Origin of the sequence: Streptomyces sp. NPDC059679, from assembly GCF_042734105.1 — a bacterium.
Taxonomy (GTDB): Bacteria; Actinomycetota; Actinomycetes; order Streptomycetales; family Streptomycetaceae; genus Streptomyces.
The window spans coordinates 1-25,443 of sequence record NZ_JBHWES010000008.1; the positions used below are offsets into that span (position 1 = coordinate 1).

The following is a 25,443-nucleotide window of genomic DNA, read 5'->3' on the forward strand; positions in this document are numbered from 1 at the left end:
GCGTTCGCCGACGGCGGCAGCGGAGCACACCGCCCCTCGGTCTTCCAGAACCTGCTGGGCGACGGCTTCATCGAGCAGGCATTCCGCACCGCGCGGGCGGCCGACGCCTCGGCCAAGCTCTGCTACAACGACTACAACATCGAGAACTGGAGCGACGCCAAGACCCAGGGCGTCTACCGCATGGTGCGCGACTTCAAGTCTCGCGGTGTGCCCATCGACTGCGTCGGCTTCCAGGCCCACTTCGGCACCGGCGGCCCGCCGGCCAGCTTCCAGACCACCCTGTCGAACTTCGCCGCCCTCGGCGTGGACGTCCAGATCACCGAACTCGACATCGCACAGGCACCGACCACCGCGTACGCGAACACGGTCAAGGCCTGCATGAACGTGGCGCGGTGCAACGGCATCACGGTATGGGGCATCCGGGACACCGACTCCTGGCGCGCCGGGGACAAACCACTGCTCTTCGACGGCAACGGCAACAAGAAACCCGCCTACAACTCGGCGCTCACCGCGATGGGCGGCACCCCCGCGGCCGCGGCAAGTACCGTGACGAAGACCGCGGTGAGCTGATGTCCCCGAAGGCGGCCGGGTGGAGCGCTCCGGCAGCATCGGCGGCTCCTGGACCCAGCTGGCCGCCTCCGAGTGCAACCCGTTCGCCCGGGCCGGCAACACCACCTTCCATGAACCCCAACGCCGGCGGCGACTACAACACGCTCCCGTGGCGGCTCGGCCTGCTCACCCAGACCAACTCGTCCTGCTGACCGACCACCGGGGCCGCCGCGGATCCCGCACGGGACCGCGGCGGCCCCACTCACGGAAAGGAGTGCCGCGCGTGTCACGCAGATGGAGGACCGCCCTGGCCGCGGTCGCGCTTGCCACCGTGTCCGGCCCGCTGACGCCCCTGACGGCCGGGGAAGCTCCGGTGGCGGTCGCCGCGGTCAGTACGGCGACGGGAAGCACGACTGCGGCCCCCGCCGCCTTCCCGGGCGCGGAAGGGTTCGGGGCACAGGCCACCGGGGGAAGGGGTGGCGAGGTGTATCACGTCACCACCCTGAACGACTCAGGTCCCGGTTCCTTCCGGGACGCGGTGAGCCGAGGCCCCCGTATCGTCGTCTTCGACGTGGGCGGCTACATCACGCTCGCCTCGCCGCTGCACATCGCGAGCAACATCACCGTCGCCGGGCAGACCGCCCCGGGCGACGGGGTGTCCACCCGGGGCTACCAGATCTCCGCATCGGACTCCGACAACGTCATCGTGCGGTACATGCGGTTCCGCCATGGGCTCACGCCGAACCAGAACCGGGACGCCGTGGGGATCGACAGCGGCAGCAACATGATCTTCGACCATGTCTCTGCCTCATGGGGGCGTGACGAGAACTTCTCCATCAACTCGAGCACGAACGTCACCGTCCAGTACTCGATCATCTCCGAGGGTCTGTCGCCGCACTCCTGCGGCGGCCTCGTGCAGAGCGACGGCGTGACGCTGAGCCACAACCTGTATCTGCACAACAAGACCCGCAACCCCAAGTCGAAGGGGCGGCTGCAGTACGTCAACAGCGTGATCTACGACTGGGGGTCGGACGCCTACATCCTGGGCGACTCGGCGGGCATCAGCAACGCCAACGCCGTGGGCAACTACTTCATCAAGGGCCCCTCGTCCTCCGGCGGTCCGTTCTCGCGCGCCAACGCGAACTACCACGTCTACGCCTCCGGGAACCTGTACGACGGAGACGTCGACGGGCAGCTCGACGGCCGGGAGACCACAGCGGCGGACCTCGGGCCCGCCACGGTGGAGAGCCAACCCTTCGCGTTTCCGCCGATCACCGTGGAACCCGCGGGGCAGGCATACCAGAGCGTGCTGGCGAGCGCGGGCGCCTCGCACCCCCGTGACGCCATCGACACCCGCCTGGTCAACGATGTGGTCCACCAGACCGGGGCCATCATCAGCGACCCGGAGAGCGTGGGCGGTTTCGGCACCCTGCGCGGCGGCACCCCGCCGGCCGACGCCGACCGCGACGGTATGCCGGACGCCTGGGAACGCGGGCACGGGCTGAACCCGGCCGACCCGTCCGACGGCAAGGCCACCGACGCCACCGGCTACACCCACGCCGAGACGTATCTCAACGAGCTGGCGGTCGGCCACGAGCGATGACGCCTCGCCAGGAGAAGGAGGTCAGCCGTTCCAGCTCTCGTCGTACGGGTCGCGCGGGGGCGCGACCGGCCTGGCGCGGCTGACCTCGATAAACGGGATGGGGCCGCCGTCGTCCGCACCCCGACGGTCGGCCGCGGCACGGCGGTCGGCCGCGGCACGGCGGTCGGCCGGGGCGGGGCGGCCTTGACGGTGGCCACGGTGGGGACCTCCGGCGTCGAAGGGGTCGCGAGTGGGTGCCTCTCCCCTTCAGTACGCCGCCAGTACGCCGCCGCACGCACAACTGCTCACTCGCCCCGGTGGGTCATACGCTGCCGAACAGCTGCGTCCAGTAGGTGCCCGCCCGGCTCCCCGTCGCGTAGCCGATCCCGATGTGGCTGAACTCCGGTTTCAGGATGTTCGCACGGTGTCCTGGGCTGTTCATCCAGCCTCGGACCACCTCCGAGGGAGTCCGCTGACCGCATGCGATGTTCTCGCCGATGCCGCGGTGGCGGCATCCGGCGGCTGCCGCCCGGTCCCATGGCTGGCTGCCCTCGGGGGCCGTGTGGGAGTAGAAGTCGCGCGCGACCATGTCCTCACTGTGCCGCTGCGCGGCCACGGTCAGGTTCGGGTCGGGGGCGAGCGGCGGCAGTCCGGCCGCGGCGCGCTCCGCGTTGGTGAGCGCGCGGACGGCCTCCGCCGTGCGGGCCAGGCCCGCGGCCGTGAACGGCTGGGCCCACAGCACGGTCCAGAAGACCTCGCCCGAGCGGCCGCCGACGGCCCGGCCCATTCCGACATGGGCGACCGAGCCATCCCGGAACGGCGCGCCGCGCTCACCGTCCTCGATGCAGTAGTCCACGAACTCGGCCGCCGTACGGGGCCCGGAGACGATGTGCTCGGCGATGGTCAGACAGGAATAACCGGCGGTGGCGATCCGGTGGAAGACCGATGTCCCATCGGGGCTCTCCAGGCCGAGGCCGCCCTGTGCGGCCATGGCTTCGGCGTGGGCCCGGGCGGCCGTGCTCAGCCGGGCGTCGAGGGCGACGGCCGGGGCCCCGGTCCGCGACCGTACGCCGTTGACCAGGCCGAGGAAACCGTCGGGGTCGTGGGCGGCGCCCGCCGGGGACGTGGCAAATGACGGAGCGGACGCCGGAAACGACGGAGCCGACGGCAGATACTGCGGTGCAGGTGGCGGAAACGGCGGTCCGGGCGGCGGAGGTGGCGGCTGCTCTCCGTCGTCCGCGACGTCGACGCCGAAGTCCCGCGCCACCCCGGCCAGCCCCTCCGCGTACCCCTGCCCCAGGGCCCGTATCTTCCACCGGACACCGCGCCGATAGATCTCGGCGAGCAGCAGCACCGTCTCCTCGGTCGGGCGCGGCGGGGTGAACAGGATGGCCTGCCCCCCGCCCGCCCCCCTGACCCTCATGGTGGGGGCGGGCAGCCTGCCGAGCGGTGTGCCGGGTTCGGCGGGGCTGATCACCACCGTGACGCGGCTCGCGCCCCGCCGCAGCTGCCCCGGCCGGAGGGTGACGGTGTCGCCCTGCAGCAGGACGCCGGGGGCGGTGCGCTGGTTGAAGAAGACGAAGTCGCCGTCCCACGCGACCTTTCCGTCGTCTCCGGTGATCAGCACGGACAGGTCGAACGGGCCCTGCACCCGGATGAACAGCATGCCGTCCGGGAGCAAGGTGTTTCCGCCGGGAACCAGTTCGCCCATGTCACACCCAACGCGGGGGCGCTGCCCAGGGTTCCGGCGCCCGGATCAGACCAGCGGGGCAGGGTACGTCGGGTACTCCACCCCGGAGACATGCTGGACGACGCGGATGACCTGGCAGGAGTAGCCGAACTCGTTGTCGTACCAGAGGTAGAGGATCGCGTTGTCCCCGTCGACCTTGGTGGCGCCGGCGTCGACGATCGAGGCGTGGCGCGAGCCGATGAAGTCGCTGGAGACCGCGTCCGGGGCGCTGGTGAAGTCGATCTGGCGCTTGAGCGGCGAGGTCAGCGACACCTCGCGGAGGTAGTCGAGGACTTCCTCGCGGTTGGTCTCGCGGCCGAGCCGCAGGCTGAGGATCGCGATCGAGACGTCCGGGACCGGGACCCGGATCGAGCTGCCGGTGATGGTCGCCTCGAGGTCGGGCAGCGCCTTGGCGACGGCGGAAGCCGCGCCGGTCTCGGTGATGACCATGTTGAGCGGGGCCGAGCGACCACGGCGGTCCGACTTGTGGTAGTTGTCCAGCAGGTTCTGGTCGTTGGTGAACGAGTGGACGGTCTCCACATGGCCGCGGAGCACGCCGTACTCGTCCGCCATCGCCTTCAGCGGCGGGACGATCGCGTTGGTGGTGCAGGAGGCGCAGGACAGGATCTGCTCATCCGGCTTGATCATGTCGTGGTTGACGCCGTGGACGACGTTGGGGACGTCGCCCTTGCCCGGGGCGGTCAGGACGACCTTGTCGATCCCGGGCTGAAGGTGCTGGGACAGGCCCTCGCGGTCGCGCCACTTGCCGGTGTTGTCGATGAGGATGGCGTTCTTGATGCCGTACGCCGTGTAGTCCACCGACGTCGGGTCGTCGGAGTAGATGACCTTGATCTCATTGCCGTTGGCGACGATCGTGCTGTTGGCCTCGTCGACGGTGATGGTGCCGTGGAACTGGCCGTGGATGGAGTCACGGCGCAGCAGCGAGGCGCGCTTGACGAGGTCCTGGCCGGCGCCCTTGCGGACGACGATGGCGCGCAGCCGCAGGCCGTTGCCTGAGCCGGCCTTCTCGATGAGGAGGCGGGCGACGAGGCGGCCGATGCGGCCGAATCCATAGAGGACGACGTCACGCGGCTCACGGCACTCGATCTTGTTGGCACCCGTGGCGCCGGCGACGGCCTCGGCGGTGAACTCCTCCACCGGAAGACCGCGGTCGTCGGTCTTGTACATCGCGGCCAGCATGCCGATGTCGATCTGAGAGGGGCCGAGGTCGAGCGCGGTGAGGGCCCGCAGGAACGGCATGGTGTCGGTGACGGAGAGTTCCGAACCGGCGATCTGCCGGGCGAATCGGTGCGTCTTGAGGATGCTGACCACTGACTTGTTCACCAAGGAGCGGCTGTGGAGCAGGACCGTGACGTCCCGCTCGCGCTGCAGCTTCCCGATGATCGGAATCATCGACTCCGCGATCTCCTCGCGCTGCTTCCAGTTGGTGAACGAGTCCTCGTTGACAGTCACAAATTTATCTTTCGAGCTAGGCGGCGCTCATATGCTAACCCCCCGCCATTTTGATCTTTCAAACGGAGCCACCCGAGCCCTGTCGATCGCACCGAGTGGAATGTTATAAATGCGGACATGAGCACACATGCTCGTATGTCCTGGCGGCGGCATCGGCCCCGATCCGGGTCCGAAGCTCCCCTCACATCCCGCTGGAGACGGCTGGGGGCCCTCTCGCGTGCCCGGAGCGTCGCCGGGCAGGTGTTCATCCTGCAGCTGCTGCTGGTCCTGCTCCTGGTCGCCGGCGCGGTCGTGGGCCTCGCGCTGCAAGCGCGGAGCCAGGGCATGACGGACGCCCGACGGCGCTCTCTCGCGGTCGCCGGGACCATGGCGAACGCCCCCGGAGTGGCCCAGGCCATGGCCAGCAACCACCCGACCGCGCTGCTCCGGGACTCCGCCGAAGCGGCACGGAAGGGCTCCGGCGTCGACAGCGTCGTGGTGTTCGACCGCCGTGGCCTGCGTCTCACCCACCCCGATACGACGTTGATCGGCAAGCGGATCATCGGCCCCGCCAAGCTGGTGCGGGAAGAGATAGCCGGAAAGACGATCTCGGAGACATTTCATGCGAGCCAGGGCCTGTCCGTGGTCTCGGCGGTCCCCGTCCTCAAGCCCGACGGCAGCGTCCTCGGCGGGGTGTCGGTCGGGGTCAAGGTCGAGAGCGTCAACAGCGTGATGATGCAGCGGCTGCCGCTGCTGCTCGGCAGCGCCGCCGGGGCGCTGGCCCTGACCACCGGCGGCACCGCGCTGATCAGCGGGCGGGTGCGGCGGCAGACCCACGGCCTGGGCGCCACCGAGATGACGCGGATGTACGAGCACCACGACGCGGTGTTGCACTCGGTCCGGGAAGGGGTGCTGGTCCTGGCCGCGGACGGGCGGCTGCTGCTGGTCAACAGCGAGGCCCGGGCACTGCTCGGCCTCGCCCCGGACGCCGAGGGACGGCACATCGCCGAGCTCGGCCTCGAGCCGCAGCTCGCGGAGCTGCTGGTGTCGGGGCGCCCCGTCACGGACGAGGTGCACCCGTGCGGCAACCGGCTACTGGCGGTCAATCTCCGGCCCACGGACCGTAGCGGCGGCCCCGCCGGAAGCGTGGCCACGCTCAGGGACACCACCGAACTGCAGTCGCTGTCCGGCCGGGCCGCGGCGGCCCGCGAGCGGCTGGAGCTGCTGTACGACGCCGGGGTGCGGATCGGCTCGACCCTGGAGCTGACCGAAACCACCGAGAAGCTGGTGGAGGTGGCCGTCCCCCGGTTCGCCGATATCGTCACCGTCGAGCTGCTGGACCCCGTACTCCAGGGCGAGGAGCCGGAGCCACCGTACGAGGTGCTGCACCGCACGGCAGTGGGCGGCGAGGGCGGCGAGCGCGGCGACACCACCGCACACCAACTCTTCCGCCCGGGTGAGCGGGCCTGCTACCTTCCCACCGCACCCCAGGGCCAAGCCCTGCGTACCGGCCACGCCGTCCTTCAGGCCGCGGTGAGCGACCAGACCGCGGGCGGCGACGCCACCGGACTCGGCGCCCCCGCCGAACACCTCCCCGACCACGGGATCCAGTCGCTGATCACGGTTCCGCTGCGCTATCGCGGCGTCACTCTGGGCCTGGCCAACTTCTGGCGGACGCGGCGGAGCGAGCCGTTCGAGGAAGAGGACCTGGCGATCGCCGGGGAGCTGTCCGGGCGCACCGCCATCTGTGTCGACAACGCACGCCGGTACGCCCGCGAACACGCCATGGTCACCACCCTGCAGCGAAACCTGCTGCCCGGCAGCCTGCCCGAGCAGGACGCCACGGAGGTGGCCACGCGCTACCTGCCCGCGCAGGGCGGGACGAGCGGCAGCTGGTTCGATGTCATCCCGCTGCCCGGACACCGGGTCGCCCTGGTCGTCGGGAAGGTGGCCGGGCAGGGCCTGCACGCCGCGGCCACGATGGGCCGGCTGCGCATCGCGGTGCAGAACTTCTCGGCCCTGGACCTGCCTCCCGATGAACTTCTCTCCCTGCTGGACGAGCTGGTCACCCGGCTCGACCTGGAGCAGGACACCGACCCGGACGGCGCGCGGATCACCGGAGCCACCTGCCTGTACGCGATCTACGACTCGGTGCGCGGTCTGTGCACCGTGGCCAGGGCAGGCCACCCGGCGCCCGTGCTGATCGGCCCGGACGGCACCGTGCACACCCCCGCCGTGCCGGTCTCCCCGCCCCTGGGTCTTGGCGGGGAGCCCTTCGAGGTGGCCGAGCTCCCGCTGGCCGAAGGAACTCGTCTGGTGCTGTACACCAACGGGCTCCTCGACAGCCATGACGGCGCCCCCGACACCGGCCCGGACCCACTGCGCCGCGCCCTCGCCGACAGCCCGGACCTCGGCCCCGAGGAGACCTGCCAGGCCCTGCTCGACACCGTGCGTCCGGCCCGCCAGAGCGATGACATCGCGCTGCTGGTGGCCCGCACCCGCGTGCTCGACCCCAAGGACGTGGCCGAGTGGGAGGTGCCGCTGGACCCGGCGGCGGTGGCCCCGATCCGCGCCGCGGCCGCCCAGCAGATACGGTCGTGGGGTCTGGAGGAGGCCGACTTCGCCGCCGAGTTGATCATCAGCGAACTGATCACGAATGCCGTGCGCTACGGTGCCCCGCCCGTGCGGCTACGGCTGCTCCGCGGCCGCGATCTGACCTTCGAGGTCTCCGACGGCAGCAGCACCTCCCCCCATCTGCGGCGGGCCAGGGCCACCGACGAAGGCGGGCGCGGCCTGTTCCTGGTCTCCCAGTTCGCGCGATCCTGGGGCACCCGCTACACCGCCGACGGCAAGGTCATCTGGGCCGAGCAGGCCCTGAGCGGCACGGCGGCGTTCGACGATGGCGCGCAGGGGTTCGGGGACAGCCTGGTCGGCCAGGGCGATCCGTCGGCCTTGTAGCGCCCGACGTACGGTATGCAGCGCTTTTCGTGCAGGCCCGGAGGTCAGGGGCGTGGTCCGACCGTCGTGGCCCCGTCCCGTACGGTGATCGCCGCCGCGGGACAGGAGTCGGCGGCATCCAGTACCCGCTCCTCCTCCGGGACCTCGTCGGCCAGCGGACGGGCGTGTTCCTCGTCGAGCGCGAACAGGTCGGGAGCGATTCCGGCACACATACCGGACGCGATGCACCGGCCCCCGTCGATCTCGGCCTTCCAGGTCATCCCGCTCACCACCCGACCGGCATGACACGCGGTCCGCGGACCAGCATCTGGTCCTTCCACACCACGTCCCCGGTCAGGCACAGCCCCGGGAAGCGGGTGATCAGCGCGCCGAGCGCTTCCTGGAGCTCAAGCCGGGCCAGGGGCGCCCCGAGGCAGTGGTGCACACCGTGGCCGAAGCCCAGGTGCTGGGTGGCGGGCCGGGCCACGTTGAGTTTGCCCGGCTCGTCGAAGCGCAGCGCGTCCCGGTTGGCGGAGCCGACGGCGACGAGGACGGGCTCTCCGGCGCGCACCAGTTGGCCGCCCACCTCGATGTCCTCGGTCGCGTAGCGGGGCTGGGAGGCGCCCTTGCCCAGCGGTACGAAGCGCAGCAGTTCCTCGACCGCGCCGTTCAGCAGGGCGGGTTCCTCGCGCAGGCGGCGCAGTTCGTCGGGGTGGTCCAGGAGTGTCAGCACGAAGTTGGGGATCTGGGTGGCGGTGGTCTCGTGTCCGGCCACCAGAATGCCCACGCACAGGTCGACGAGTTCGAGCTCGGACAACCGGTCGCCGGCGTCCCGGGCCTCGATCAGCGAGGTCATGAGGTCGTCCTGGGGCGCGGCGCGGTGGATCTCGATCAGCCCGGCCATATAGGCGCGCAGTTCATCGCGGTTGCGGTCGAACTCCTCGGCGCTCAGGGAGCTGGTGGACAGCGCGGCGTCGCTCCAGGCCCGGAACTTGGGCCGGTCCTCCTCCGGCACGCCGAGCAGCCGGCAGATGACCCCGACCGGGATGGGCAGGGCGTAGCGGTCGACCAGGTCGGCGGGCGGCCCGGCGGCCTCCAGCCCGTCGAGGAGTGCATGGGTCAACTGCCGCACCGACGGCCGTAGTTTCTCCACCTGGTGGACGGTGAACGCCTTGGCGACGAGGGTGCGCAGCCGGGTGTGATCGGGCGGGTCCATGGTCAGGATGCCGCTGTTGCGTCGGCCCTCGGACTGCCGGGGCTCGTCGTGGTGGAGCGCCGCGGCGCGGCTGAAGCGCCGGTCGCCGAGCACCAGCCGGGCCTCGGCATAGCGCGTGACGAGCCAGGCGGGTTCGCCGTACGCCATGCGCACCCGCACTAACCCCGGACGGTTCCTGGCTTCCTGGTACGCCTGGCTGAGCCCCAGGCCCTCGGAGGAGTTGAAGGGATAGGCGATCGCTTCCGACTGCACGGTCGTCTCCGCTGTGGTCACCGTGACCTCCCTTGCGTAAGCACGTGCTTACAAACGTAGGAGCCGCCCCTTGGTACGGTCAACGGCCCGATTGCGCCGTTGATCCGGCGATCCTGCGGGGGGATCGCGGAGAGCGGACGAGAGGAGTGTCGCGGTGGGTACGACCACGTCAGAGGGGCGGCGACGGGATGCGCAGGGCACTCGGCGGCGGTTGCTGGAGGCCGCGTCCGCGCTGTTCGCCGAGCGGGGTTACGAGCGGACGACGGTCCGCGAGATCGCGGATCGGGCCGGGGCGAACCAGGCGCTGCTGTTCCGCTATTTCGGCTCGAAACGAGCGCTGTTCGGCGAGGTGGTGGCACACGACGGGGAGGAGCAGATGCGCGGCACCCCGCCCGATGAACTGCTCCAGGCCGCGCTGCGCGGGATGCTCGCCCACCGCGGAAGAGAGCCGGGCAGCCGCGCGCTGGCGACCCTGCTGCGCTCCGTCGGCAGCGGTGACGAGATCGGTACGGCGGTACGTTCGATCAGCGACGACTACGCCCGGGTGCTGGCGTCCCTGAGCAGCGCCGACAACCGTGCGCTGCGGGCGGATCTGGCGTTGTCCTGGATGCTCGGCATCGGCATGATGCGTGTGGTCGTCGGCAAGGAGCCGCTGGCCGACGCCGATCCGGACGAGGTGTGCGCGCTGGTCATGGGGGCGCTCGGCACCCTGCTCGACGGACTGTCCGAGATGCCGGGGCAGGGTTCGGCGCAGGGGCAGGGTTCGGTGAACACCGAAACATCGGCCCTTTAGTGTCTGTGCCATGCGCATGTACATTCCACAAGAGGACACCGAATGACGCCGGGCGAGATGGTCGCCGTCTTCGTGGCGGGCACCAGTGCCGGCGCCATCAACACGGTCGTCGGTTCGGGCACCCTGATCACCTTCCCGGTGCTGCTCGCGACGGGCCTGCCACCCATCACCGCCACGGTGTCCAACGCACTGGGACTGATCCCCGGCTCCATCAGCGGAGCCATCGGCTATCGGAGCGAACTCAGCGGGCAGCGCCGGCGCATCCTGAAGTTCGGTGTCGGTGCCCTGCTGGGCAGCCTGACCGGCGCCACGCTGCTCCTGGCCCTGCCCGCGTCGGCGTTCGAGACGATCGTCCCCGTGCTGGTCGGGCTCGCCCTCCTGATGGTGGCGCTCCAGCCCGTGATCAGCGCGAAGGTGCGCAGCCGCCGTGAGAAGGCCGGGCGGGCCGCCCGCCGCGACGGCGGCCCGCTGCTGTTCATCGGCCTGATGCTGGCCAGCGTCTACGGCGGCTACTTCGCCGCCGCGCAGGGGATCATCTACATGTCCTTGATGGGCATCCTGCTCGACGAGCCCCTGCAACGCCTCAACGCCACCAAGAACGTCCTCGCCGCCCTCGTCAACACGGTCGCCGCGCTCTTCTTCCTCTTCGTCGCGGAGTTCGACTGGACGGCCGTGGCGCTCATCGCGGTCGGTTCCGCGCTCGGCGGCCAACTCGGCGCCAGGGCCGGCCGCCGGCTGCGCCCCGTGGTCCTGCGGACCCTCATCGTCACGGTCGGCACGGTGGCCATCGTCCAGATGCTGGTCGGCTGAGTTCAGGGGGTGGTACGGCGGTTGGCCAGCACGACGGCGCCTCCGGCGAGCGCGGCGGCCGCGACGACGGCGCTGAAGACGGTGGTGCCGCGGGACAGCCCGACCGCGTCGCTGAGGTATCCGACCGCGACCGGCAGCAGCCCGGCGGGGACGTAACCGCCGACGTTCAGCGCCGCGTTGGCCTCGGCCAGCCGGGCGGCCGGCACATGGGCGCTGATCAGCGTGAGCCCGCCCAGCTGCCCCATCCCCTGCCCCGCGCCGGCCAGGACCGCCGCGAGGGCCAGCAGCGGGGTGGAGGACAGCTGCACGGCCAGCGCCAGTGAGGCCATGGCCAGGGCGGTCGACGCGGCCCCGGCCGTCAGGATGGCGCCCACCCTCAGCCGCCGTACGGCGAACTGGACGGCGGTCGCCGCCGTGAACATCACGAAGGCGGTGGCTCCGGCCACCACCCGGCTGGTGGTGCCGAGCAGATCCGCCAGCAGTGAGGGGCCGAGCGAGAGGACGAAGGAGGTGGAGGTGATGCCGGGGGCGAACACCACGATGCCCAGCAGGAGATGGACACGGTTGGCGCGCGGCACGGACGGCACCCGGACCCAGGCGCCGGGCCGGACCCAGGCGCCAGGCCCGGGCGCGGCGGCGGGCCGGCGCAGCGGCATACGCAGCACGGCCAGCACCGCCAGGGCCAGCAGCGCGATCTCCACCAGGAACACGGTGACCGTGGGGCCGGGCAGGGTCTCCGACAGGATCCCGGCCAGCAGCGGGCCGAGCCCCGCGCCCAGGACCATGGCCGTGGAGGCCAGCAGCGCGGCGAGCCGCTTGCGATCCGGTCCCGCGACATCGGTCACCGCCGCCATGCCGGCCGAGACGATGGAGCCGACCGCCACCCCGCTCAGCAGCCGGGCGATGGCGAGCGCCACGATCGAACCGGCCGTCGCGAACAGCACACTGGCCACGACCCCCAGCGCGAGCGCCGGCAGCAGCACCGGCTTGCGGCCGACCCGGTCCGACACCACCCCGGCCACCAGCAGGGCCGCGATCAGACCCACGATGTAGCAGGCGAAGACGACGGTCAGCATCCCGGAGGAGAACCCGAGCTCCTTCTGCCACAGGACATAGAGCGGGGTCGCCGTGTTGGACAGGATGAACACGGCGGTCACCGGCCACGCCGCGAGCCAGACTTCCCGGCGCGGCGTCACCGGGGTTTCTGTGTGCTGGGCACTCCTTGCGCTCCCCATGGGGGCCCCCTCCAAACCGCACAGCAAGCTGTACGAGAAAAGTCGAACTACCAGTACGAGAAGAGTCGAACATAAACTCCTGTACGATTCAACTCGTACTGATGGTTGCGCTGTCTCAACGGAGGTGACGTGGATGCCGCAGACCGCCACGGCCCACAGGTTCGCCGCCCCCTGCCCCGCCCCCGCCGACCTGCCGGAACCCCTGCCCGAGCCCGCCCGTGACGAGCTGCGCCTCGAGGTGGTGATGGGCGCGCTGAGCGACCCGCTGCGCATGGGCGTGGTCCGCGCGCTGCTGCTGGAGTCGGAGGCGTTCGACCACCCGTGCGGCTGGTTCGGCATCGACCGCCCGAAGTCCTCGCTCACCCACCACTTCCGCGCGCTGCGCGACGCGGGGCTGATCCGGCAGCGCCAGTACGGCCTGGAGCGCCGCAGCCATGTGCGTATCGACGACCTTCAGGCGCGGTTTCCCGGGCTGCTCGACCTGATCGCGCACTGGACCCCGCCCGAGGGATGAACCCCGGCGGGGCGCTGAGTCCCGCGGGGCGCCGAGCCCCCGGATTCACCCCGTGGCCAGGGCCTCCACCGCGGCGATGGTGCGGTCTACGACCACGTCGTACAGCCGGCGCTGGGCGTCCGGCAGCCTGGGCAGCAGCGGGGCCACGGCCTCCTGCTCCTCCTGGGGGCGCAGCGCCAGGGCCTCCCGCAGCCCGGCCATCTTCTGCTCGGCGGGGCGCCGGTGGGTCTCGTACACGGCGTGGCCGATGACGGTGGAGCAGATGAGGGTGACGGCCAGGGCGAGTTCGTCCTCGCCCAGCCGCAGCGGGCGCAGCACACGGGTGAGGGTGACCAGCGCGGGCACCCACGCGGGCTGTTCGGTCGCGGCCATATAGGAGAGCAGCTGCCGGTAGGGCCGCAGGCGCTCGCGGCTGGTGTGCATCCAGGCGCGCAGTTGGTCCTGCCAGGTGGCGCCGGGCGGTTCGGTGTGCTCCGCGTCCGCGATGATCCGGTCGGCGACGGCCTGCAGCAGATCGTCGCGGTCCGGGAAGTAGCGGTAGAGGGCCATGGGGGCGGAGTCCACTGCCTCGGCGACCCGTTTGATCGTCAGCACGCCCCCGGGCTCACGCGCCGCCAGTTCCGCGGCGGCGCGGACGATCTGATCGCGCGACAGGCGCGGCGGACGCCCCCTTCCCCTGCGGGCCGTCCCGTCCGCCTGCTGCGCCATCCGGTGGATCCCCTCTCCCCGTCCATTTGCCATTCGCCCCCCGCCCGCCGACGCGGGCACCGGGGGTCAAGGCTACGCACCCCCTTCTCTGCGGCTCGGTTCGCCTCCGGGGCGCCTCAGCCCCTGTCGACGGTCGACCGTGCTCGGCCCTTCGTTCCTCAGGGCCTCCGCGCGCTCTCCCTTTCGACAGCGGCGCGCCCCTCCGGCTCACTCGCCGGGGCCTTGCCGGGCCCGGCGGGCCGTGCCAGCGTGGCGAGCATTACGTCCCGCCCCCTCACCTCGGGAGATCTCCGGTGACCGCACCTTCCCTGCCCGCGGACGTCGCGCGCGCCCGCCGCCATGGCATCGCCGACCTGCTGTCGCGGACCGCGGCGCGGGTGCCCGCCAGGACGGCGGTCGTGTTCGGCGCGCTCCGCCAGACGTACGCGGAGCTGGACGCGCTGGTGAGCCGGACCGCGGGGGCGCTCGCGGCCCGGGGGGTCGTCCAGGGCGACCGGGTCGTGCTCTACGCCCGCAACTCACACGGTTTCGTGGTGGCCTACTTCGCGCTCGCCCGGCTGGGGGCGGTGTCGGTGCCGGTCAACTTCATGCTGACGCCGCCGGAGGTCGCGTACGTACTGCGCCACTCGGGCGCCGTCGGCGTCATCGCGGGCGCCGACCTGATCGGCGCCGCGGACGCCGCCCTGGCCGAGGCCGCGCCGCCGCGGATCGCGCTGCGGGCCGCGATCGGCGGGCCGGAGGGGCGGGCCGGCTGGGAGGACCTGGCGGCGCTGGGCGCGGAGCAGGGCCATCCGGTGCCCGACCCGGTGGTGGCCGACGACGAGCCCGTGCAGCTGATGTACACCTCGGGCACCGAGTCGCGGCCCAAGGGCGCCATCATGACCAGCCGCGGTCTCATCTCCCAATACCAGACGGCGATCGTCGACGGCGGCATGTCCGGCGACGATGTGGAGGTCCACGCGCTGCCGCTGTACCACTGCGCCCAGTTGCACGCCTTTCTCACCCCGGACGTCCACCTCGGCGCCACCTCGGTCGTCCTCCCCGGCCCGGATCCGGCGGCGCTGCTCGCGGCGGTGGCGGCCGAGCGGGCGACCAAGCTGTTCGCGCCGCCGACCGTGTGGATCTCGCTGCTGCGCCATCCGGAGTTCGACCGCCATGACCTGTCCTCGCTGCGCAAGGGCTACTACGGCGCCGCGGCCATGCCGGTGCCCGTGCTGGCCGAGTTGCGCCGGCGGCTGCCGGGTCTGGCGCTGTACAACTTCTACGGGCAGACCGAGATGTCGCCGATCGCGACCGTGCTGGGCCCGGCCGACCAGGAGCGCAAGGCGGGTTCGGCGGGGCGACCCGGTCTGCATGTGGAGACCCGGCTCGTCGACGAGCGGGACCGCCCGGTGGCGCCGGGGACGGTCGGCGAGATCGTGCACCGCGGCCCGCATGTCACACCGGGTTACTGGCGGGACCCGGAGCGGACGGCGGAGGCGTTCCGGGGCGGCTGGTTCCACAGCGGCGACCTCGGCGTCTTCGACGAGGAGGGGTATTTGACGATCGTCGATCGTAAGAAGGACATGGTCAACAGCGGTGGGGAGAACGTCTCGGGGCGCGAGGTGGAGGAGGTCATCCACGCCCATCCGGCGGTCACGGAGGCCGCGGTGTTCGGCGTGCCGCACCCGTACTGGATCGAGGCGGTGACGGCGGTGGTGGTGACCGCGCCCGGCCGGCGGCCCTCGGCCGAGGAGCTGATCGCGCACTGCCGGAAGGGGCTGGCGGGCTTCAAGGTGCCCAAGTACGTGGTCTTCGCCGAGTCGCTGCCGAAGAACCCTAGCGGCAAGATCCTCAAGCGTGAACTCCGCGAGAAATACGCCCACTTGGGCGAGGTCGCCGACCCCGCCCAGATTTGACGTACGCGTTACACAAAAATATGCGACACTTGCCGCCGCTCCCCTGATGGGACGTCATACAGCAGCGGCGGCACGGCGCGTTCCGTGGCGTCGGCACTCCGGAGGACACCCGTGGCCCAAGCGCCCCATACCGCCGAGACGACGGCGGACACCCACGCGCCACGCACCGGACCGGTGGTCGCGGTGCTCGCTTTCGGCGGGATCGTGGTCGCTCTGATGCAGACGCTCGTGGTGCCGCTGGTCCCGGACCTCCCGGGGCTGCTGCACACCTCGGCCTCGGACGCCTCGTGGGCGATCACCGCCACACTGCTGGCGGGCGCGGTGGCCACCCCCGTACTGGGGCGGCTCGGGGACATGTACGGCAAGCGGCGGATGCTGCTGATCAGCCTGGGGATGCTGGTGGCAGGGTCGGTGGTGTGCGCGCTCAGCGACTCGCTGGCTCCCATGGTCGTCGGCCGTACGCTGCAGGGCTTCTCGTCGGGTGTCATCCCGCTGGGCATCAGCATCATGCGCGACGAACTCCCGGCCGAGCGGCTGGGCTCGGCCATGGCACTGATGAGTTCATCGCTGGGCGTGGGCGGCGCGCTGGGGCTGCCCGGCGCCGCGGCCCTGGCCGAACACGCCGACTGGCATGTGCTGTTCTGGGTGTCGGCGGCCGCGGGCGTGGTGGTGATCGCGCTGGTGCTGGCGGTGGTGCCGGAGTCCCCGGTCCACGGCGGCGGCAGATTCGACGTGGTGGGGGCGATCGGGCTGTCGGCCGGACTGCTGTGTCTGCTGCTGGCGATCTCCAAGGGCGCGGACTGGGGGTGGACCAGCGCGCTCACCGACGGGCTGTTCGGCGCGGCGGTGGTGATCCTGCTGCTGTGGGGGCGGTGGGAGCTGCGCACCGGCCGACCGCTGGTGGATCTGCGCACCACGGCGCGGCGCCAGGTGCTGCTGACCAATCTCGCCTCGATCGTGATCGGCTTCGCGATGTACGGCATGTCGCTGGCGCTGCCGCAACTGCTCCAACTGCCGGAGGCCACCGGCTATGGCCTGGGCCAGTCGATCATGACGGCGGGCCTGTGCCTGGGCCCCTCCGGGCTGGTGATGATGGCCGTGTCGCCGGTCTCCGCGCGGATCACCGCCACTTGGGGGCCCAAGGTCTCGCTGCTGCTCGGCTCCGCGGTGATCGCCGTCGGCTATCTGCTGGCCATCGTCCTCATGGCCGAGGTCTGGCAGATCGTCCTGGTCTCCTGTGTCATCGGGGCCGGGATCGGCTTCGCGTACGCCGCCATGCCGGCGCTGATCATGTCGGCGGTGCCGGTGTCCGAAACGGGTGCGGCCAACGGCCTGAACACCCTGATGCGGGCCATCGGCACCTCGACCTCCAGCGCGGTGGTCGGCGTGGTCCTCGCCCATATGACCACCCGTCTCGGCCCGTTGGCGGTGCCCTCCGAGGACGGCTTCCGCACCGCCTTCGCCATGGGCGCCGGCGGTGCGGTGGTGGCGCTGCTGATCGCCGCGCTGATACCGGGGAAGGGAGCGGACCGGCCCTCCGCCACCGCCGCCGGCGCACCGGCCGGACCGCAGCCGGTACGCCAGGGCTGAGCCCCCGTTCAGGGCCGTGGCGGCAGTGGCGTCAGGGCCGTGGCGGCAGTGGCGGTGGTGAGGGCCTGGGGTCAGGCCAGCTCGACCCCGGGCCGTCCGTTCTCCACCCGCAGCCGCGCCAGGGTCCGCGCCGCCGACTGAGCCTTGACCACGGTGTCCACGATCCGCACCTGGGCGTCGATACCGCCGCGGTCGATGTCGAAGAGGTGGTATCCGCGGTGGGCGTCGAGGAGCTTCCAGTGCGGGTTGTCGGGCACCAGCGGGTCGAACTCGGCGTGGAAGGCGGCCTGGTCCTGGTCCCCGTTCGAGGAGATGGACGTGCCCACGAACTCGGCCCCCACCGCCTGCGAGGCGGGGTCGGCGAAGTCCTGCTTGAGGTCGCTGATCATGGTCAGATGGCGGTCCCCGGAGAGCACCACCGGGTTGCGGACCTGGGCGAACTCGGCCATCAGCTCATTGCGTTCCGCCTGGTAGCCGTCCCAGGCGTCGTAGAACCAGAGCTTGCCCGGGCCCGCGAGCCGGTCGGTCTCGGCCATCATGATCTGTGAACCGATCAGGTTCCAGCGGGCGGGCGAGCGGCGCAGCCCGTCCAGCAGCCACTGCTTCTGCTCGGCGCCGAGCATCGTCAGCAGCGGGTTCTGCGCGGCCTCCTGCGTGGTGACCTGGTCGCTGCGGTACTGCCGGGTGTCCAGCACCTGCAGCCGGGCCAGGCTGCCGAAGTCCAGGCTGCGGTACATCTTGATGTGCGGGCCATTGGGCACCGCGGTGGCGCGCACCGGCATGTGCTCGTAGTACGCCTGGTAGGCGGCGGTCAGCCGGGCGACGAACGCGTCGTGTGACTGCTTGTCCGGGTCCTGGGGGATCTCGCCCGCCCAGTCGTTGTCCACCTCGTGGTCGTCGAAGGTGACGATCCAGGGCGCCTGCGCGTGCATCCGGGCGAGGTCGGGGTCGGTGTGGTACTGGGCGTAGCGGTTGCGGTACTGGACGAGCGAGTACGGCTCGCCCTTGCCCTCGTGGCGGCGTACGCCGGTGGCGGCGGGCGTGCTCTCGTAGATGTAGTCGCCGATGAACAGCACGGCGTCCGGGTCCTGTTCGGCCATGTCGGCGTACGGCGTGAAGTAGCCGTGCTGCCAGTTCTGGCAGGAGGCCAGGGCCAGCCGCAGCGGGGTGGCGACGTGCGGCGAGGGGGCGGTGCGGGTGCGGCCGACCGGGGATATCTGGTCCGCGGCGCGGAACCGGTACCAGTACTCGCGGTGCGGCCGCAGACCGCGTACGTCCACATGGACGCTGTGCCCGAGGGCGGGCAGGGCCTGCGCGGTTCCCTGCCGGACGATGCGCCGGAAGCGCGGGTCCTCGGCCACCTGCCAGGCGACGTCGACGGCCCGGTCGGGCATGCCGCCGCCGTTCAGCGGGTCGGGGGCGAGGCGTGTCCACAGCACCACCCCGTCGGGCAGCGGGTCACCCGAGGCCACACCCAGGGTGAAAACGCCGCTGGGGAGCGCGGGATCCGCGGCACGCGCGGTGCCCGCGAGGGCCAACTGGCCCACGGTCGCCGCGCCGACGGCCGCGGCGCCGGCGGCGGCGAGGAATCGACGTCTGTCGGATGGGCGTCTGTCGGATGGCTGTGCTTCGGCCTGTCCAGGCATGGCGGTCCCTCTCGTCCGTCAAGCGATGGGTCATGGCGACCGGACGTGACGTTTTCAGGGCCACCTGGGACGGACCCTTAACGGCAACCGTCCAGAAGATGACGCGTGCATGTTCAGTAGGCGTTCAACGGGCCTGTTATGCAAGCTCTTTGTAATAGAAACTGCAGTCCTGGAGGGTGCCGGCCGGATCCGCGGCGTACCCGGGGACGATGCCATAGCGGGTCCAGCCGGCCGCGCCGTAGAGGTGGTCCGCGACGCTACCGGTCTCGGTGTCCAGCATCAGGAGGGTGGCCCCGGCCTCGGCGGCGGCCCGTTCCGCGGTGGCGAGGAGCGCGCGGCCCAGGCCCTGGCCACGGGCCTCGCGGTGCACGATGAGCTTCAGAACCTCGCCGCGGTGGCGGCCGTTGGGCTTGCCCTCCAGGGCCAGGCTGACGGTACCCGAGATGCCGTCGGGGCCCTGGGCGACCCAGACGGCGAGGCTGCCGTCGGCCACCGCGGGCTGCCGGGCGCGCCACCAGTCCACCGCCGCGCTCTGGTCGAAGGAGGCGAGGAAGCCGAGGGAGAAGCCGCCGCGAACGGCGTCGACCAGCAGGTCGGCCAGGTTTTTGACGCTGTCGTGGAACGTCTCGGCGGACAGGCGGGTGATGGTGTGCAAGACGCGCTTCCTTCGCTCGTAGCTGGGTGGGGGGCGGACGCTCACGGCGGGACGACCACCACGGCGTAGCGCACCGGATCGGGCCCGGGACAGCGGAACCGCGACCGGTCCCACAGCCGGAAGCGCAGACAGTCCCCCGCCCGCAGCTCATGCGCCGCGCCGCCCACGGTGACCTCGAGGACCCCTTCCAGCACCCAGATGTGCTGCTCCAGGCCAGGTACGGGCGGGGTGTCGTACGAGATGTCGGCACCCGGCCGCAGAATCCCCTCGACGAGCTCGCCGCGCAGCCCGGGGTGGGGCGGGGACACCGACCGCCGGGTGAAGCCCGACTTCTCGTCCCGCCACACCGCCTGCCGGTCGGCCCGGACCACCCGGGGCGGCTCCTCCTCCACCTCGGCGAGCAGCCGGGACATGGTCCGCTCGTACGCCGCGCACAACTTGCCCAGCAGCGCCGCGGTCGGGCTGATCTCCGCCCGCTCCAGCCGGGACAGCGTGGAGCGGCTGACGCCCGTACGCCGCGCCAGCTCGTCCAAGGACCAGCCGCGCTCCACCCGCAGTTCGGCGAGGCGAACCGCGAGCCGGGCCTCCAGGGGCTCGGGGCCGGGCGACGCCTCCTCGTCCACTCATGCCTCCTCTCTCATAACCGGGAATATATCCCAGATGTGAGAGAGCGGGAAGAGGCCGGGGTTGCCGTGATGGGCTAGTCGCGGGGAAGCAGCGGGCCCAGCGGGCCGAGGTCGATGTTCAGGTCGTCCTGGGTCAGGCCGAAGTGCTCGCGCAGCTCGGCCATGTTCTTCTCCAGGGCCATCAGGGTCAGCCCCAGTTCCTCGATCTGCTCGTCGCTGAGGTCGCCCTGGTCGACCCGGCGCAGCGCTTGACGCTCCATCAGCTGGCGCAGCAGCTCCACGATGGTCAGCACCAGGCCGGCCAGGCTGTGCCGCACCGACTCGGGGTCCACGGTGATGCGCCGCGGGTCGCCGGGACGGCGCTCGTCGTGGAAGCGGTGATCGGGACGCCGGTCGTGGTGATCGGGGCGCCGGTCGTCAGGGGTGCGGTCGGTGGTCATCTTCGGCTTCCGCTCCGGCTTCCACTCGTACGGAAGCGATCAGTGCCCGAAGGGAGATCCGTACGAGGTCGATGTCGGCGATGCACAGGGTGATCTCCCCGCTGATCACGACCCCTCCCGCCAGCACCCGGTCGAGCAGGTCCACCAGGGCCACCTCACGCCGTTCGACCGCGCCCGTCACGGCTCCTCCGCCTCCGGCTGCGGCAGGGCCGTGAACGAGTACGGCGGCCATGGGCCGCTGAGCTCCAGGCCGACCTCGGGGAAACGCTCCCCGAGCGCGGTCACGGCGGCGGCGAACGCGTCGGTGCGGTCATCCGGCACCAGATAGGAGTTGTTGAGGACCATCCACCCCTCGTACGCGGCGAGCGCCGCGTCCTGCGGCGGGTGTTCGGCGGTGGCGACCGCCAGTTCGGCCAGGGTCGCATGGACCTCCTCCGCCCGCTCGGTGGCGCGCAGATGGGCCGTCTCCTGCTCCTGCCGCTGGGTGCGGCGGCGCGCGAGATAGGCGGCGCCGGGCCGCCCGCCGCCCTCGGCCGCGTCCTCGGCGGGGTCCGGGAGGAAGGCCCGCGGATCGACATAGGCCTTTACCCCCCACTCGGTCCGCCCGGCCACCCGCCGCAGCGCGGCCGCGAAGTCCGCTTGCCGTTCCGCCAGCATGGCGCGGACCCGTTCGTCGTCGTGGTAGAGCGTCGCGAAGCGCAGCGGGACGACATGGCGCCGGCCGGCGGCGGCGTCGATGACCCGGTGGTGGGCGCGGGCCGCCCGCTCCAGCCAGCGCAGATCCTCCAAGTGCTCGCGCAGCGCCCGCTCGTCGAAGTCGCTCCGCGGTACGGAACCGACCACGGCCGCCAGTCCCCCGCCCTCGACCACGCGCACCGGCTCGTCCGCCACGCCGGTGAGACCGGCGGGCACACCCGTGTCGGCCACGTCGGCGGATGTCACCGCGTACAGCCACGTGGCCTCGGGCCCGGTCACCCCTGCCCCTCTCCTTCACTGTCTTCTCGCTGTTCTTGCCGCTGGTCCCGACGCTCGCCGCGGCCGCTCTCCAACTCGCCGATCCGCCGCCGCAGCTGTTCGTTCTCCTCCAGGACGTCCCGGGCGCCGGAGGAGAGCGTGGGGTCGTGTTCCCACCAGTCGATGCCCATCTCACGGGCCCGGTCGACGGAGGCCACCAGCAGCCGGATCTTGATTGTGAGCAGTTCGATGTCCAGCAGATTGATCCGGATGTCCCCCGCGATCACGATCCCCTTGTCGAGTACGCGCTCGAGGATGTCGGCCAGGTTCGCGGGCTCGTGGCGGGCGGGCTCGCGGGTGGCGCCCGCGCGCCGGCTCGGTACGAACCCGCGGTCCTGGCCGAAGTTCTCGCTCATCAGCCCTCCTCCGGCAGGCCCCGGGCGTAACGCTTGCCGCGCCGGTAGGAGACGAGTTCGCCGTGGTCGTCCACCGTGACCCGGTAGAGGGCGAGGAGGTCCGTGGTGTCCGGCACCCGGTGGATCTCCACCACCTCGACGCCGACGGTCCAGCCCTCGTCGCCGCGCTCCAGCGACACCACGCCCTCGGGCTCCTCCCCGGTCAGCTCCCACACCTGGCGTACGGCGCTCACCGCGGCCCCGCGGGCGTCCATGGGCCGCCGCCGGGGTCGTTCTTGCCCACGGTCCTCGCGGCGGGCCCGGTCCCGGTCCCGCTCGTCGTACCCACGGCGCCGCTCGTCGCCGCGGTCGTCCCGTTCCGCACGGGACACGGCTCACACCTCCAGGCCCCCGGCCGACTGCGAGCCCCGCATCAGCCGGTCGACCAGTTCACTCTCCAGCTCCGCCGCCTCCTCGTCGGACAGTTCGCCGGACTCTCGGGCCTCCGCGACCTCCTCCAGGCGCTGGTGGATCACCGTGGGGTCGTACAGCTCCCGCAGCGCCTCCTGCCGCAGTTGCTCGGCGATCCACGCCACGCCGCGCACCGGTGCGAGCGGAAGGGTCAGCAATCCGGTGATCAGGCCCATGGCTAGCCGCCTTCCTCCCCTTGGCGCAGCGCGTCGGCCACGAAGTCGTACGGGGCCAGCGGCCCCAGCAGCCGCAGCTGGACCCGGCCGTGCCACTGCCGGGCCAACTCCTCCGCGGCCTGCTCGAACGCCTCGCGCCTCTTGTCCTCGATCAGGAAGGCGGCGTTCACGACCCCTTCGGCGGACGCCGGCTCCGAGGTCGCCACCGCGAGCGCGAACGGCGCCAGCCGGTGCTCGATCTCCCGGGCGTCCGCCTCCCGCTTGGCGCCGACCGCCTCCACGACCAGCTGTCCCAGCTGGATGCGCAGGTCGTATCCGGCGGCCTCCGGCAGCCCTTCCAGCTCCTCGCGCAGCCGCCTGGCCTCGACGTGTTCCTCCAGTACCTCGCGCAACACCTCGTCCTGGACATAGCGCGCCCTGAGGGTGAACTGCGCGCTGCCCCGGAGCCGGTCGAGGGCCCAGCCGAAGTCGTCGTGGCCCTCGGTCAGCAGTTCATCGGTCACCGCCCGCGGATCCCGTACCACCGTGCCGAACCGCAACGGCAGTACGGGCATGCCCGAGGCGGCCAGCGTGTCCAGCACTCCGGCATGGGCGCGCAGATCCTCGGGGGTCCCGAGCGGCTTGCCCGTGGGCACCTCGCTCACCACCGCGGCCAGCCCGCCGTGCCTGATGAAAGTGATCGGGGACTCCTGGTCTTTGACGGTGCCGACAGCGGGCAGGTCCTTGACCGCCTGGTCGGCCCGTTCACCCTGTGCGCCCTTCTCGTCGGGGACCACCCCGTACACGTAGCAGGCGTGTCCGTCCTGGGCCGTCACCGCTCGCGCTCCCTGTCACTCGGCTGACTCCTTCTGCGCCGGGGCCTGTCCTCGGCGTCGCGCCGGCGCGCTCCTTCTCGCTCTTCCTCCTCATCCGCAGGCTGGAGAAGGTCGCTGACCTTCTCCTTGACGCCCTCCAGCGCACCCTTGGTCTTCTGGCGTGCGCCGCCCTCGCGCATCTCCTCCATCAGACCCGGAATACCGCGTGTCTCGGTTCCGCTGCGGGCGATGTCGAGCCGGCTCGTCGCCTCGGCGAACTTGAGATACGTGTCGACGCTGGCGATGACGACACGGGCGTCGATCGTCAGCAGCTCGATGCCGACGAGCGACACCCTGACGTAGACGTCGATGACCAGTCCCTTGTCCAGGATCACGCCGACCACGTCGGCGAGACCGCTGGACGCCGGACGGTCCAGATAGCCGCCCTGCTGCCTTGCTACGGTCACCACGCTCACCCGTTCCGGAGCGGGGGTCCGTCAGCGGCGCGAGCGCCGCCCGGGCTCCTCGTCGTCCTCCTCGTCGTCCTCCTCGTCGTCCCTCTCCTCGTACTCGCCTTCCTCGTCCGCCGCTGCCGCCTCCTCGTCGTACTCGTCGCCTTCGTCGTACTGGTCCTCTTCCTCGTACTCGTCCCCGGGCTCCTCGTCCTCGCGCTTCTCGTCCTTCGCGGGGACGACCTCGCCGTCGTGGATCTCACCGCGCCAGCCCTGGAGCTCGTCGGGGTGGAGGAGAACCTCGGACATGACATGGCGGCGGTAGTGCTTGAGCTCCAGCCGCGCGCGGCGGCCCTGGGCGCGCCAGAGGTTGCCGGTGTGCTCGAAGAAGCCCTGCGGGTGGTACTGCAGGACCAGCAGGACCCGGGTGAGGTCGGGGGCGATCTCATGGAAGGTGACCGCGCCGTCGACGTGGCCCTTCTGGCCCCGGGACCGCCATACGATGTGCTGGTCGGGCACCTGGTCGATGATCTCGGCGTGCCACTCGCGGTGCGAGAGGAAGATCTGCGCCTTCCAGTCGAGCTCCTCGTCGCTCGTCTGGTCGACGTTCTCCACCTTCTTGGTGAAGCTGGGGAAGTCCTCGAACTGCGTCCACTGGTTGTAGGCGACCGAGACGGGGACGCCGACGTCGATCTGCTCGACGATGTTGGTGACCTTGAGCTTCTTGCCCTTGCCGCCACCGCCTCCGCCGCCGCCGAGGAACGGCACGGCCTCCTTGACCTTCTCCTTCGCCTTCTCCATGACCTGCAGCGCGCCCCCTTTGAGCAGCGGCTTCACCGGTGCCTTGAGCCCGAGGCCGCCCCCGTCCCCGAGGTTGGTGACCGTGCTCAGGGCCCGCTCCCCGAGGGCGGTGAGCAGGTTCTGTGTCTCCTTCATCAGCCGCTCGGTGGGCAGTTCCTCGGTCAGCGTGGAGAGGGCGCCCAGATGCCGCTGTCCGTCCGCTCGTTCAGCCATGGTTTCTCACCCTCGGCTTCGCCGCTCGGACCCTCCGGTACCGACCTTCTTCCTGGGCCGCTCCGGACGGTCGGTCGTCTTCTTGCGCCTGGCCTCGTCGGTTTCCTCGGTCTCCTTGGTCTCCTTGGCCTTGTCGGTTTCCTCGGTCTCCTTGGCCGCCTTGGCTTTGGCCTCCTTGGCCTCCTTGGCCTCCTTGGCCTCGTCGGCCTCGGCCCCCTTGTGGCCGTCGGTGCCGTGGCGCAGCGCCTCGGCGCGGTGCTCCAGCCGGTCACTCAGCGCGTCGATGCGGTGGCTGGCCGCCGACATGGCCGCCGAGCGTCCCGCGGCCATCAGTTGGTCGCGGACTTCATGGCCGAGCTTGCCGAGTTCGGAAGTCCCCGGCACCACACCCGTCATTCCCCGGCCCGACACAAGCCGCCTGCCGGCGGTCACACCGGCGAGGGCGAGCGCCGACCGCATCCGATGGCCGCGCCCGAGGAGATAACCGCTGGTGAAGGCGAGCGCCACCTCTCCGTTGTTCGTCATCCGCCCATACCTCCCCTGTCGAGTGAGCAC

General features: G+C 71.3%; 26 protein-coding genes and 1 pseudogene. 8 read left to right on the plus strand and 19 right to left on the minus strand.

All coding sequences use genetic code 11. The annotated features are described in order from the left end of the window. Nucleotides 1-558: pseudogene (locus tag ACFV2X_RS11850) on the plus strand (endo-1,4-beta-xylanase); the annotation flags it as partial. 274 nt (nucleotides 559-832) lie between these two features. Continuing rightward, nucleotides 833-2,152, plus strand: coding sequence for a polysaccharide lyase family 1 protein (locus tag ACFV2X_RS11855; protein WP_385614597.1), 1,320 nt, complete (start codon nucleotides 833-835; stop codon nucleotides 2,150-2,152). Nucleotides 2,153-2,453: 301 nt separating this feature from the next. Here the strand turns inward: ACFV2X_RS11855 and ACFV2X_RS11860 are convergent, their stop codons facing one another. Together ACFV2X_RS11860 and ACFV2X_RS11865 are read right to left on the minus strand one after the other, a co-directional pair. Beyond that, nucleotides 2,454-3,842, minus strand: a complete 1,389-nt coding sequence (locus ACFV2X_RS11860; protein WP_385614600.1) for a CAP domain-containing protein — start codon at nucleotides 3,840-3,842, stop codon at nucleotides 2,454-2,456. Nucleotides 3,843-3,887: 45 nt separating this feature from the next. Beyond that, on the minus strand, nucleotides 3,888-5,333 hold the full coding sequence (locus ACFV2X_RS11865; RefSeq protein WP_385614603.1) for a glyceraldehyde-3-phosphate dehydrogenase: 1,446 nt from the start codon (nucleotides 5,331-5,333) through the stop codon (nucleotides 3,888-3,890). A gap of 240 nt (nucleotides 5,334-5,573) precedes the next feature. On the opposite strand from ACFV2X_RS11865, the gene ACFV2X_RS11870 reads away from it, so the two are divergent. Continuing rightward, nucleotides 5,574-8,270 carry a SpoIIE family protein phosphatase gene (locus ACFV2X_RS11870; protein WP_385614606.1) on the plus strand — a complete coding sequence of 899 codons (2,697 nt, stop codon included), beginning with the start codon at nucleotides 5,574-5,576 and terminating at the stop codon, nucleotides 8,268-8,270. A gap of 44 nt (nucleotides 8,271-8,314) precedes the next feature. On the opposite strand, the gene ACFV2X_RS11875 is transcribed toward ACFV2X_RS11870, so the two are convergent. Continuing rightward, on the minus strand, nucleotides 8,315-8,530 hold the full coding sequence (locus tag ACFV2X_RS11875) for a ferredoxin (protein WP_385614610.1): 216 nt from the start codon (nucleotides 8,528-8,530) through the stop codon (nucleotides 8,315-8,317). A gap of 5 nt (nucleotides 8,531-8,535) precedes the next feature. Then, nucleotides 8,536-9,738, minus strand: a complete 1,203-nt coding sequence (locus ACFV2X_RS11880; RefSeq protein ID WP_385614613.1) for a cytochrome P450 — start codon at nucleotides 9,736-9,738, stop codon at nucleotides 8,536-8,538. A 133-nt stretch (nucleotides 9,739-9,871) separates the two neighbouring features. On the opposite strand from ACFV2X_RS11880, the gene ACFV2X_RS11885 reads away from it, so the two are divergent. Further along, nucleotides 9,872-10,510, plus strand: a complete 639-nt coding sequence (locus ACFV2X_RS11885) for a TetR/AcrR family transcriptional regulator (RefSeq protein WP_385614616.1) — start codon at nucleotides 9,872-9,874, stop codon at nucleotides 10,508-10,510. 42 nt (nucleotides 10,511-10,552) lie between these two features. Next, the gene (locus tag ACFV2X_RS11890; RefSeq protein WP_385614618.1) at nucleotides 10,553-11,320 is read left to right on the plus strand and encodes a sulfite exporter TauE/SafE family protein; all 768 of its coding nucleotides are present in this window, start codon (nucleotides 10,553-10,555) and stop codon (nucleotides 11,318-11,320) included. 2 nt (nucleotides 11,321-11,322) lie between these two features. Here the strand turns inward: ACFV2X_RS11890 and ACFV2X_RS11895 are convergent, their stop codons facing one another. After that, nucleotides 11,323-12,705 (minus strand): MFS transporter, encoded by a 1,383-nt coding sequence (locus ACFV2X_RS11895; protein ID WP_385614621.1) that lies wholly within the window; start codon nucleotides 12,703-12,705, stop codon nucleotides 11,323-11,325. Between ACFV2X_RS11895 and ACFV2X_RS11900 the strand changes: the two genes are divergently transcribed. Further along, a complete protein-coding gene (locus ACFV2X_RS11900) occupies nucleotides 12,689-13,069 on the plus strand; it encodes an ArsR/SmtB family transcription factor (RefSeq protein WP_385614624.1) in 381 nt (126 codons plus the stop codon). The two genes, ACFV2X_RS11895 and ACFV2X_RS11900, sit on opposite strands and share 17 nt — an antisense overlap. 45 nt (nucleotides 13,070-13,114) lie before the next feature. Here ACFV2X_RS11900 and ACFV2X_RS11905 read toward each other — a convergent pair whose 3' ends face one another. Further along, nucleotides 13,115-13,777: a TetR/AcrR family transcriptional regulator gene (locus ACFV2X_RS11905; protein WP_385614627.1), complete on the minus strand. Its 663-nt coding sequence runs from the start codon at nucleotides 13,775-13,777 to the stop codon at nucleotides 13,115-13,117. 293 nt (nucleotides 13,778-14,070) lie between these two features. On the opposite strand from ACFV2X_RS11905, the gene ACFV2X_RS11910 reads away from it, so the two are divergent. Together ACFV2X_RS11910 and ACFV2X_RS11915 are read left to right on the plus strand one after the other, a co-directional pair. Next, nucleotides 14,071-15,675 carry a fatty acyl-CoA synthetase gene (locus ACFV2X_RS11910; RefSeq protein ID WP_385614630.1) on the plus strand — a complete coding sequence of 535 codons (1,605 nt, stop codon included), beginning with the start codon at nucleotides 14,071-14,073 and terminating at the stop codon, nucleotides 15,673-15,675. Between the two features lie 111 nt (nucleotides 15,676-15,786). Next, nucleotides 15,787-17,265: an MFS transporter gene (locus ACFV2X_RS11915; RefSeq protein ID WP_385614633.1), complete on the plus strand. Its 1,479-nt coding sequence runs from the start codon at nucleotides 15,787-15,789 to the stop codon at nucleotides 17,263-17,265. Between the two features lie 71 nt (nucleotides 17,266-17,336). Here the strand turns inward: ACFV2X_RS11915 and ACFV2X_RS11920 are convergent, their stop codons facing one another. The 13 genes from ACFV2X_RS11920 to ACFV2X_RS11980 form a co-directional block, all read right to left on the minus strand. After that, nucleotides 17,337-18,911 (minus strand): alkaline phosphatase D family protein, encoded by a 1,575-nt coding sequence (locus tag ACFV2X_RS11920; RefSeq protein ID WP_385614635.1) that lies wholly within the window; start codon nucleotides 18,909-18,911, stop codon nucleotides 17,337-17,339. Nucleotides 18,912-19,047: 136 nt separating this feature from the next. Then, nucleotides 19,048-19,566: a GNAT family N-acetyltransferase gene (locus ACFV2X_RS11925; protein ID WP_385614638.1), complete on the minus strand. Its 519-nt coding sequence runs from the start codon at nucleotides 19,564-19,566 to the stop codon at nucleotides 19,048-19,050. Nucleotides 19,567-19,607: 41 nt separating this feature from the next. After that, a complete protein-coding gene (locus tag ACFV2X_RS11930; protein ID WP_385614640.1) occupies nucleotides 19,608-20,189 on the minus strand; it encodes a helix-turn-helix domain-containing protein in 582 nt (193 codons plus the stop codon). Between the two features lie 77 nt (nucleotides 20,190-20,266). Further along, entirely contained in the window at nucleotides 20,267-20,632 is a 366-nt protein-coding gene (locus ACFV2X_RS11935; RefSeq protein ID WP_385614643.1) for a gas vesicle protein K, read from the minus strand. After that, nucleotides 20,610-20,813: a gas vesicle protein gene (locus tag ACFV2X_RS11940; protein ID WP_385614645.1), complete on the minus strand. Its 204-nt coding sequence runs from the start codon at nucleotides 20,811-20,813 to the stop codon at nucleotides 20,610-20,612. Before ACFV2X_RS11940 ends, ACFV2X_RS11935 begins: the two co-directional genes overlap by 23 nt. Further along, on the minus strand, nucleotides 20,810-21,607 hold the full coding sequence (locus ACFV2X_RS11945; RefSeq protein ID WP_385614647.1) for a GvpL/GvpF family gas vesicle protein: 798 nt from the start codon (nucleotides 21,605-21,607) through the stop codon (nucleotides 20,810-20,812). The genes ACFV2X_RS11940 and ACFV2X_RS11945 overlap by 4 nt, the downstream gene beginning before the upstream one ends. Beyond that, nucleotides 21,604-22,002: a gas vesicle protein gene (locus ACFV2X_RS11950; protein WP_385614648.1), complete on the minus strand. Its 399-nt coding sequence runs from the start codon at nucleotides 22,000-22,002 to the stop codon at nucleotides 21,604-21,606. The genes ACFV2X_RS11945 and ACFV2X_RS11950 overlap by 4 nt, the downstream gene beginning before the upstream one ends. After that, nucleotides 22,002-22,373 (minus strand): gas vesicle protein, encoded by a 372-nt coding sequence (locus ACFV2X_RS11955; protein ID WP_385614651.1) that lies wholly within the window; start codon nucleotides 22,371-22,373, stop codon nucleotides 22,002-22,004. Before ACFV2X_RS11955 ends, ACFV2X_RS11950 begins: the two co-directional genes overlap by 1 nt. 3 nt (nucleotides 22,374-22,376) lie before the next feature. Further along, a complete protein-coding gene (locus ACFV2X_RS11960) occupies nucleotides 22,377-22,628 on the minus strand; it encodes a gas vesicle protein GvpG (RefSeq protein WP_089514370.1) in 252 nt (83 codons plus the stop codon). Between the two features lie 2 nt (nucleotides 22,629-22,630). After that, nucleotides 22,631-23,443 (minus strand): GvpL/GvpF family gas vesicle protein, encoded by an 813-nt coding sequence (locus tag ACFV2X_RS11965; RefSeq protein WP_385614655.1) that lies wholly within the window; start codon nucleotides 23,441-23,443, stop codon nucleotides 22,631-22,633. Next, complete coding sequence (gvpJ, locus tag ACFV2X_RS11970) at nucleotides 23,440-23,889, minus strand: gas vesicle protein GvpJ (protein ID WP_385614657.1); 450 nt, start codon at nucleotides 23,887-23,889, stop codon at nucleotides 23,440-23,442. The genes ACFV2X_RS11965 and gvpJ overlap by 4 nt, the downstream gene beginning before the upstream one ends. A gap of 30 nt (nucleotides 23,890-23,919) precedes the next feature. Continuing rightward, nucleotides 23,920-24,888, minus strand: coding sequence for an SRPBCC family protein (locus ACFV2X_RS11975; protein ID WP_385614659.1), 969 nt, complete (start codon nucleotides 24,886-24,888; stop codon nucleotides 23,920-23,922). Between the two features lie 6 nt (nucleotides 24,889-24,894). Next, the gene (locus ACFV2X_RS11980) at nucleotides 24,895-25,413 is read right to left on the minus strand and encodes a hypothetical protein (protein ID WP_385614662.1); all 519 of its coding nucleotides are present in this window, start codon (nucleotides 25,411-25,413) and stop codon (nucleotides 24,895-24,897) included. Nucleotides 25,414-25,443: the final 30 nt, after the last annotated feature.